At 70.8% G+C, this 8,882-nt stretch carries 8 protein-coding genes; 5 read left to right on the forward strand and 3 right to left on the reverse strand.

Annotated features, from left to right (window positions below):
* Genes VGV13_00780 through VGV13_00790 form a run of 3 tightly spaced genes read right to left on the reverse strand, consistent with a single transcriptional unit; the run spans window position 1 to window position 4,392 of the window.
* Window positions 1-282 carry a GIY-YIG nuclease family protein gene (locus VGV13_00780; GenBank protein ID HEV8639616.1) on the reverse strand — a complete coding sequence of 94 codons (282 nt, stop codon included), beginning with the start codon at window positions 280-282 and terminating at the stop codon, window positions 1-3.
* A gap of 34 nt (window positions 283-316) precedes the next feature.
* The gene (locus VGV13_00785; protein HEV8639617.1) at window positions 317-2,368 is read right to left on the reverse strand and encodes a hydantoinase B/oxoprolinase family protein; all 2,052 of its coding nucleotides are present in this window, start codon (window positions 2,366-2,368) and stop codon (window positions 317-319) included.
* Complete coding sequence (locus tag VGV13_00790; protein ID HEV8639618.1) at window positions 2,365-4,392, reverse strand: hydantoinase/oxoprolinase family protein; 2,028 nt, start codon at window positions 4,390-4,392, stop codon at window positions 2,365-2,367. Before VGV13_00790 ends, VGV13_00785 begins: the two co-directional genes overlap by 4 nt.
* A 91-nt stretch (window positions 4,393-4,483) precedes the next feature.
* On the opposite strand from VGV13_00790, the gene VGV13_00795 reads away from it, so the two are divergent.
* From VGV13_00795 to VGV13_00815, 5 genes are all read left to right on the forward strand, one after another.
* Entirely contained in the window at window positions 4,484-5,191 is a 708-nt protein-coding gene (locus VGV13_00795; GenBank protein HEV8639619.1) for a 2OG-Fe(II) oxygenase, read from the forward strand.
* 300 nt (window positions 5,192-5,491) lie between these two features.
* Window positions 5,492-5,638 (forward strand): hypothetical protein, encoded by a 147-nt coding sequence (locus tag VGV13_00800; protein ID HEV8639620.1) that lies wholly within the window; start codon window positions 5,492-5,494, stop codon window positions 5,636-5,638.
* A gap of 22 nt (window positions 5,639-5,660) precedes the next feature.
* The gene (locus VGV13_00805) at window positions 5,661-5,987 is read left to right on the forward strand and encodes a YnfA family protein (GenBank protein HEV8639621.1); all 327 of its coding nucleotides are present in this window, start codon (window positions 5,661-5,663) and stop codon (window positions 5,985-5,987) included.
* 151 nt (window positions 5,988-6,138) lie between these two features.
* Window positions 6,139-7,503 carry an MmgE/PrpD family protein gene (locus VGV13_00810; GenBank protein ID HEV8639622.1) on the forward strand — a complete coding sequence of 455 codons (1,365 nt, stop codon included), beginning with the start codon at window positions 6,139-6,141 and terminating at the stop codon, window positions 7,501-7,503.
* A gap of 39 nt (window positions 7,504-7,542) precedes the next feature.
* Window positions 7,543-8,736, forward strand: a complete 1,194-nt coding sequence (locus VGV13_00815) for a CaiB/BaiF CoA-transferase family protein (GenBank protein HEV8639623.1) — start codon at window positions 7,543-7,545, stop codon at window positions 8,734-8,736.
* Window positions 8,737-8,882 lie beyond the last annotated feature (146 nt).

Raw genomic sequence — 8,882 nt, forward strand, 5'->3', positions numbered from 1 at the left:
CTAGTGCCGTTCCAACTTGTTGGTACTAAATCTGGCCAGGAACGACGCGAGGCGGTTGCGCAAGAAGCGTTTACCCTTCCCCGTCTTCAAGAACCGTTCCCGGCGAAACGCATCATCGCCACTCAGGCAGGCCTCGTAGTACACGGGTACCAGTGGCCGTCGGTAAGCGATCGCGCGCACCTTTCCGTCAGCGTGCAGCTTGATTCGGGTGCGGAGGTCGTGCGTCGTTCCGGTGTAGAGCCGTTGATCTCGATCACTCCGCAACACGTACGTGTAATGCACGGCGCCTCCCTTGGCGCGAATAGTTGGAACGGCACTAGACGGGACGCCCGGCCCGGACGAGCGGGCGGAGCTCCACGCGGGCGCCGGGCCCGAGCGCCAGCAGCGTGAGCGCGATGGGCGAGACTTCGGCCCGGGCGGCGCCGGCCGGCAGGATCGCGGTGACCCAGGCCCGGAGCGGCGCGCCGCCCGGGTTGATCACCTCGACCACGTCGCCGGGGCCGGCGCCGAGTCGCTCGGCGGTGGACCGCTCGAGCGCGATCTGGCGCACCCGCGACTCGTCGAGGTCGTCGCGGAGGCCCAGCGTCACCACGACGCGGACCACCCCGAGCGCGCGGCGCCGCTCGGCCGTCGCCGCCGCGTCGACCGCGCCGGCGTTGACGACGACGCCGTACATCCCGCCCGCCGCCTCCGGCGTGATCAGCCCTTCCACGAGGTCGGCGGCGACCATCCGGGGATCGCGCTCCAGCGGGTCGCCGTAGCCGCCGCCCCCCGAGCTCTCCATGACGACGACGTCGTCGCGCCGGAGGGGAAAGCCGCTGACCTTGCCGGGGAGCGGCGAGGGCTCGAGCGCAGCCCCCGCGCGGCTGACGTAGAAGCGATTGGGCGCGCCCGCGAGCCCCGCGCAGACGCCGTAGGGACGCAGCAGGCTCTTCTCGGCGAGGACCGAGAGCTGAGCGGCGGGGGCGAGGACGCGGATCTCCCGCACCAGGCCGAGCCCGCCGCGCCAGCGGCCGGCGCCGCCCGAGTCGGGCCGCAGCGCGCACCGCTCGACGCGCAGCGGATACTTCTGCTCGACCGCCTCCACGGGCTGGATCGTCGTGATGTCGCTCTCGGTGAAGGCCCTGACGGCGTTGCTACCGTCGCCGCCCTCAAAGGCGCCGGTGCCGCCGGCCGGGTACTCGTAGAAGATGAAGGTGCCGCCGCCGTCGGGGCCGCCGATGTAGCAGTGGTTGCCGCCGCCCTTGAGGTCGCCGGTCACCCGGCCGGCGAGCACCTGCCCCAGGGCGCCCATCACCGCCGACTCCACGCAGTACTTCACCTCCACCATCCCCCCGCAGGGCGCCGGGCGGCGCGCGTTGACGATGGTGCCCTCGGGCGCGATGACCGTGAGCGGACGGAAGGCGCCCGAGTTGATCTCGCCGCCGGGGTCCAGGAAGGCCTTGAGGATCGTGAAGGCGCCGGTCGGAGCCATGGCCGGCCCGACGTTGGTGGGCCCCGCGGTCTGGGGCGACGTCCCCGTGAGGTCCACGGTGACGCTGTCGTCGGCGATCCGGATCATCGCGAGCACCCGCAGGGGCTCCAGCCGCTCGCTGCCGCCCTCCAGATAGGCCTCATAGCAATACTCGCCGGGCGGCAGCTCGCGGATCCGCTGGCGCATGCGCTGCTCGGCCCGGTCGAGCAGCGTGGTGATGCACGCCTCGAGCGTGGCCCGGCCGTAGCGTCCCAGCAGCGCCTCCACGCGCTCCGCCGCCTTTCGGCAGGTGCCGATCATCGCCCGGAAGTCGCCCTCACGGTCGCGGGGACCGCGCATGTTGCCGAACAGGAGGTCGAGCACCGCCTGGTTGGGGCGCCCCCGCTCGTAGACCTTGAGCGGCGGGATCCGGACGCCCTCCTGGTAGATCTCCGTCACCTGCCCGCTGAGGCTGCCCGGGCTCATGCCCCCCACGTCGCCCCAGTGGGCGCGCACCACCGGGAAGAGGAACAGCTCGTCTGGAGTCCCCTGCCGGGCTGGCGTCTCCTGCGGGGCGGGGGCGAACATCGGGTAGATCATGGCGACGTCGTTGAGGTGGGTGCCGCCGGTGTAGGGGTCGTTGTGCAGGAAGATGTCGCCGGGGTGGATGTCGTCGCCGAACTTCTCGCGCACCGCCTTCATCGACCAGGCGATCGGCACGATGTGCAGCGGGTGGTCCTGGCCGCGCGACATGGCCACGATCTGGGCCCGGCGGTCCATGAGCACGCACGAGAAGTCCTCGCCCTCGTAGAGAATGGACGAGTACGCCGTACGCACGAGGGTGATCCGCATCTCGCGCACGATCGAGGAGAGCGCCTCGCGGACGACCTCGAGCGTGATCGGATCGGATATCATGCGCGCTCCAGCACGAGGTGGCCGACGGCGTCCACCGCCGCCCGCCAGCCCGGAAAGATCACGGTCGTGGCGCCGAACTCTTCGACGATCGCGGGACCGGTCACCGCCGCCCGCGGCGAAAGGCCCTCGCGCTCGTAGACCGGGCAGGGGTGGGCCAGGCCGCTGAACCACACCTCCCGGCGGCCGATCAGCGCCTCGTCCACCTGGAGCACCGGGCTACGCGAGGGCGGCGGCGCGGGCTTGTCCACGACGCCGTACGCCGCGATGCGCGCGTTGACCAGCTCGACCTCACCCGTGGGATCGGCGTGGCCATAGGCGGCGAGGTGCCGGCCGTGGAAGTCGCGGGCGATCGCGGCGACGTCCGGGGCGCCCGGCCGGAGGGGAACGTTCAGCTCGAAGGCCTGGCCCAGATATCTCAGGTCGAGCGAGCGCTCGCTCCGCCGCGCGGCGAGGGCGAAACCCTCGGCGTCGAGCCGCCGCCCGGCGGCAGCCTCCATCTCGGCGAACGTCTGCGGCAGCGTCGCCGCGCGCTCGGCCAGGAGCCCCACGCGCGTGCGGACGTCATCGTGCTTGACGTCCGACACCAGAAGCCCCAGCGCCGAGAAGTTTCCCGGATGCAGCGGGACGAGGATCCGCGGAATGCCCAGCTCCTCGGCCACGGGGATGGCGTGCATCGGCCCCGCCCCCCCGAAGGCGACCAGCGTGAAGTCGCGCGGGTCGTGGCCCTGCTGGATGGTGATCTCGCGGACCGACGACGTCATCCGCGCCACCGCGATGCGAACGACCCCCTCGGCCAGCTCGCGGATGCCGAGACCGCCCAGGCGGCCCGCGAGCGCCTCCACGGCGCGCCGAGCGAGCGCGCCATCCAGGCGGATCGTGCCGCCCAGCGGGCGCGCCGTTCCCATCCGGCCCAGCACGACATTGGCGTCGGTCACCGTCGCCGCGCTGCCGCCGAGGCCGTAGGCGGCGGGGCCGGGATGAGCGCCCGCGCTCAGCGGACCGACCTGGAGGCTCCCATCGACGTCGACCCAGGCGATGCTCCCGCCGCCGGCGCCGACGGTGCGGATGTCGATCTGGGGCACCTTCACCGGGAAGGCGCCGATCAGGTTGTCGGTGGACGTCAGGGGCCGCTCGCCGCGCACCAGACACACGTCCGTGCTGGTGCCGCCCATGTCGTAGGTGATGAAGTCTTTCACGCCGGCCTCACCCGCGACGAAGCAGGCCTGGCTCACGCCCCCGGCTGGCCCCGAGAAGATCGTCTTGATCGGTAGCCGGCGAGCCGTCTCCACGGTCATCATGCCGCCGCTCGAGCCCACCGTGAGCACGCCGTAGGCGTAACCCGATTCGAACAACCGCTTCTCGAGCCCGGCCAGATAGCGATCCAGGAGCGGCTGTAGGTACGCGTTCAGCACCGTCGTCGAAAAGCGCTCGAACTCGCGGTACTCGGGGACGACGTCCGCCGACAGGGAGACGGGCAGCGCGGGGAACCGCGCCCGCACGGCTTCGCCGAGCCGCCGCTCGTGCTCGGGATTGGCGTAGGCGTGGAGGAGACAGATGGCCACCGCCTCGGCGCCGGCCGCGGCCAGGTTGCCCAGCGCCCGCTCGACGTCCGCCGGGTCGAGGGGAACGAGCACGCGGCCGTCGTGGAGCATGCGCTCCCTCACCTCGAAGCGCAGCGCCCGGGCCACCACCGGCTTGGGGCGCACGAAGGTGGGGACGAAGAGCGCCGGGATGTTGCGTTTGGTGCGGCCGATCTCGATCAGGTCACGGAAGCCCGCGCTCGTCAGCAGCGCGACCCGGGCACCCCGGCGCTCGAGGATCGCGTTGGTGCCGACGGTGGTGCCGTGGACGAGGCGTCGCACGCTCTTGGCGTCGATCCCGAGCGCGGCCAGCCCGGCCAGCACCGCCGCCGCCTCGTCGAGCGGCTGCGACGGCACCTTGGTGACGAGCACCCGTCCCGTCGACGTCTCCACCGCGGTGATGTCGGTGAAGGTGCCGCCCACGTCGATCCCGGCCACGAACATGGCTGCACATTACCAGAGCGGAGGCGATAGGATCGAGGCCCATGGAGGCGCGCCGGTACTACGACGAAGAGCTGATGGCGCTCGACCTGCGATGACCATCGCCGAGCGCCTCGCTGCGCTCGACTGGGCGGCGATCGAGCGCGCGCTCTGGGAGCGGGGCTACGCCAAGACGCCGCCGGTGCTGACGCCCGAAGAGTGCGCGGCCCTGATCGCCCTCTACCCCGACGACGCGCTTTTCCGCAGCCGCGTCGACATGGAGCGCTACCGTTTCGGCATTGGCGACTACAAGTACTTCGCGGCGCCGCTGCCCCCGCTGGTCGCCGAGCTGCGCCAGCACGCCTATCCTCCGCTGGCGCGATTGGCCAACCGCTGGGAGGAGGCCCTCGGCTCGCGCCCGCGCTATCCGCCCAGCCTGGACCGGCTGCTGGTAACGTGCCGGCGCGCGGGACAGACCAAGCCCACGCCGCTGCTCCTGCACTACGAGGCCGGCGGCTACAACTGCCTGCACCAGGATCTCTACGGCGAGATCGCCTTCCCGCTGCAGCTGACCGGCTTCCTCAGCCGTCGCGGCCTGGACTACGAGGGCGGCGAGTTCCTGCTGGTCGAGCAGCGCCCGCGCGCCCAGTCCCGCGGCGAGGCGATCACGACCGAGCAAGGCGAGATCGTCATCTTCACCACCCGCTACCGCCCGGTGGCCGGCGCCCGCGGCTACTACCGCGCGACGATGCGCCACGGAGTAAGCAGGGTGACGCTGGGTTCGCGGTACACTCTCGGTGTGATCTTCCACAATGCGAAATGAGCTACTGCGCTGAGAAAGTCAAATGACCAACGCGAACTCTTCTGCAAGGCACCGCCTCTGCTACAGCCCGGAGACCGTGAGACACTCCAGCTTCTCTCGTCTGCCGCAGCGCAGTGGCGTGAAGAGAGCAGACATTTCAGCGCTGGCTCCGCAGTGAGTTGGGCGGTGTATGCCGCTGGGGGCGATGGAGACCAGGTCGACTTGTGCTCGCGCGTCTCTTCAAGACTTCCAGAAGGCAGGTTCGCGGACAGCTGCCGCCAGTGCGGCGCGGGCTCCAAAGGATTTCGACCAGAGATCGAGATGACGAACCGGCGAGCATGGCTCAAGGCATTCTATCAGCGCGGCTGGAAGCCGGCGATGTCCGCCGACGAGGAGCGGCGGTTCGTCGGGGAGATCGACCGGCTCGACGGCGTCGTCGCCCACACGCTGAAGCGGGCACTGCGGTGAACCGCGGTGGGAGGTGTCCGTGATGCAGATCACTCGCTCGGTGGCGCTCTTCCTCCTCGCGGGCCTCTGCGAGATCGGCGGGGGTTATCTCGTTTGGCAGTGGTGGCGGAACGGGGCTCACTGGGTGATCGGGCTCCTCGGCGCCGTGACGCTGATCTTGTACGGGGTCGTCCCAACGTACCAACCCGCCCACTTCGGCCGCGTCTATGCAGCCTACGGCGGGTGGTTCGTCGTCCTGTCGATCCTTTGGGGATGGGGAATCGACCGCATCATGCCTGATCGGTACGACCTGCTGGGCGGAACGATCTGCCTCGTGGGCGTGAGCGTTATCATGTACTGGCCGCGGTAGCGCACATCCCTGTGCGATCATTGCGGCGGGTGGATTTTGAAGGATGGCCGTCCGATGTCCACACTCAGCGGGACACTACCCGTAACCATGGTCGACGGGGCTGTCTGAGAGTGGTATTGCGACAATTGAGTGCCTTGGATAAGGTTCTGGCGTGACCGCCAGCGCGCGCCTCAGCGAGTTCGTCGTCAAGACCGCGCTCCACGACTGCCCGCGGTCGGGACTCGCCCAGGTCCGGCGGGCGGCGCTCGACACGCTCGGCGTCATGCTGGCCGGGGCCCGCGAGCCGGCGGCGCGGATCGTCCGCGAGGTGGCGCGGGCCGAGGGCGGCACGCCGGTCTGCACCGTGGTGGGGACCCGCCTCCGCACGGCGCCGACGTGGGCGGCCCTGGCCAACGGCGTGGCCGGCCACGCCCACGACTTCGACGACACGTCGTTCGCCCTCATGGGCCATCCCAGCGTGCCCCTGCTGGCCACGGCGCTGGCCTGCGCCGAGGCCGAGATGGCCGACGGCCGCGTGGTGGCCCTGGCCTACGTGGTCGGCTTCGAGGTGAGCGCCGCGCTCGGCGCGGCCCTCAATCCCGGCCACTACCAGCGCGGCTGGCACGCGACCTCCACCCTCGGCACGCTCGGCTGCGCCGCCGCCGCCGCGCGCGCGCTGAGTCTGGACCTCGCCCAGACGCGCCACGCGCTCGGACTGGCCGCCTCGCTCGCCTCCGGCCTCAAGGAGAACTTCGGCTCGATGACCAAGCCGTACCACGCCGGCCATGCGGCGCGAAACGGTGTGCTGGCGGCGGCGCTCGCGCGCGAAGGGTTCACCGCCTCCGACAGCGCGCTGGACGGCCGGCAGGGCTACGTCGCCGCGTTCGGGGAGGCGGCGTCACTGGGGGCGGCGCTCGACGGGTTGGGCCAGCGCTGGCATCTCGTGGAGACCGGCGTCGCCGTCAAGCCCTACCCGTCGTGCGCGCTCACCCATTCGCCCATCGACGCGCTGATCGACCTCCGCCGTCGCCATGCGCTCCGGCCGGAGCAGATCGCGGCCATCGAAGTCGGCGTCAACCGGGTGACGCCGGGCGTCCTCATCCACCCCGCCCCGGCCACGGCGCTCGAGCGCAAGTTCTCGATGCAGTTCTGCGCCGCCGCCGCGGTCGTCGACGGCCGCGTGGACTTCGCGTCGTTCGAGGACGGCGACGTGCGCGATCCCGCCATTCGCGCGCTCATGCCGAAGGTCACGATGGTCGGGGACGACACGCTGTCCGAGCGGCTGGAGGAGCACGCCTGGAGCCGGGTCACGGTGCGGCTGACCGATGGCCGCGTCCTGACGGCGCCGCCGCGGGGCGCCACCGGCCATCCGGACCGGCCGCTCTCGGCCGAGACCCTGCGTGAGAAGTTCCTGGCCTGCGCGTCGACCGCGATCCCCCGCGACGAGGCGGCGGCCATCGCCGAGCAGCTCGACCATCTCGAGGAGATTCCTGACATTCGCGCGCTCACGTCGCGCCTGGTGGGAGACGTCGAGTGAGTCCGGCGCTCCTCGCCGGCTGAGAGCAAGGAGGCGCCGATGGGAGCGCTCGACGGGATCAAGGTGCTCGAGCTGGCGCGCGTGCCGCCCGCCGAGCTGCCGGGCATGTTGCTCGCCGACATGGGCGCCGACGTCCTGAAGATCGAGACGCCGGATGCCGAGCGCCCGCGGGGCGCAGACGCGGAGCGGCGCAGCGCCTTCGCTTTCGTCAACCGCAACAAGCGCTCGCTGACCCTCGACCTCAAGTCGCCGGAGGGCCAGGCCATCTTCCAGCGGCTCGCCACCGGCGCCGACGTCCTCGTCGAGGGCTTCCGCCCCGGCGTCATGAAACGACTCAGAGCCGACTACGAGACGCTCCGAGCCCTCAATCCACGGATCGTCTATTGTTCGCTCTCAGGATTCGGGCAGGACGGCCCCTACCGCGATTTCCCAGCCCACGACCTGAACTACATCTCGCTGGCCGGCGTGCTCGGCCTCATCGGGGAGCGCGACCGCCGCCCGGTGATTCCGCTCAACCTGATCGCCGACTACGCCGGCGCCAGCCTGCACGGCGCGCTGGGGATCGTGCTGGCCCTGTTTGCCCGCGAGCGCAGCGGTCGCGGCCAGCACGTGGATGTCTCCTACCTCGACACCACGGTGTCGCTGCTGGCGGCGACGCCCAACATGCGGTTCTTCTTCAGCGACGGGGTCGCGCCGCGCCGGGGCGAAGGGTTCCTGGGCGGCTCCTACCCCTACTACGCCATCTACGAGACCCGCGACGGCAAGCTCCTGACCATCGGCTGCACCGAGCCCTGGCTCTGGGAGAACTTCTGCAAGGCGATCGGCCGCCCCGATCTCGCGCGCTTCGCGCGCCAGCCGGATCAGTTCGTGCGCGCGGCCAACGCCGAGGAACAGGCGGCGCGGCGCGAGATCGAGGCGATCATCAAGACGCGCGACCGCGACGACTGGTACGAGCGGCTCGTCAAGGCCGACGTGTGCGTCGGCAAGGTATACGACGTCGAGGAGGCGGTGCACGACCCCCAGATCAACCACCGGCAGATGATCGTCGAGGCCGAGCACCCGAAGTTCGGCAAGGTGAGGCAGTTCGGGATCGCCATCAAGCTTTCCGAGACGCCGGGAGTCGTCCGCCACGCCGCCCCGCTACCCGGCGAGCACACGGAGGCGGTGCTGGAGGAGCTGGGGCTCGGTGCCGGGGAGATCGCCCGGCTCCGCGCCAAGGGCGTCATCGAATAGCGCGACCTAGCCCCGATCCGAAATAAGCTCGCAGGTGAAAGCGGCACATGGCCGCGAACATGGGCGGTGTTCAGGAGATGGTTCGACCGCAGCCAGCGTCTCTATAGGAGGACGTGGGTGCGCACGTACCCACGCTGGCCACGGCC

The organism is Candidatus Methylomirabilota bacterium, from assembly GCA_036001065.1.
In the GTDB taxonomy this organism is placed as follows: domain Bacteria; phylum Methylomirabilota; class Methylomirabilia; order Rokubacteriales; family CSP1-6; genus MNEF01.

Coding starts and splice junctions, on each gene's coding strand:
- VGV13_00790 (HEV8639618.1), bottom strand. CDS start 4,392: ATGTTCGTGGCCGGGATCGACGTGGGCGGCACCTTCACCGACATCACC.
- VGV13_00785 (HEV8639617.1), bottom strand. CDS start 2,368: ATGATATCCGATCCGATCACGCTCGAGGTCGTCCGCGAGGCGCTCTCC.
- VGV13_00800 (HEV8639620.1), top strand. CDS start 5,492: ATGACGAACCGGCGAGCATGGCTCAAGGCATTCTATCAGCGCGGCTGG.
- VGV13_00815 (HEV8639623.1), top strand. CDS start 7,543: ATGGGAGCGCTCGACGGGATCAAGGTGCTCGAGCTGGCGCGCGTGCCG.
- VGV13_00805 (HEV8639621.1), top strand. CDS start 5,661: ATGCAGATCACTCGCTCGGTGGCGCTCTTCCTCCTCGCGGGCCTCTGC.
- VGV13_00795 (HEV8639619.1), top strand. CDS start 4,484: ATGACCATCGCCGAGCGCCTCGCTGCGCTCGACTGGGCGGCGATCGAG.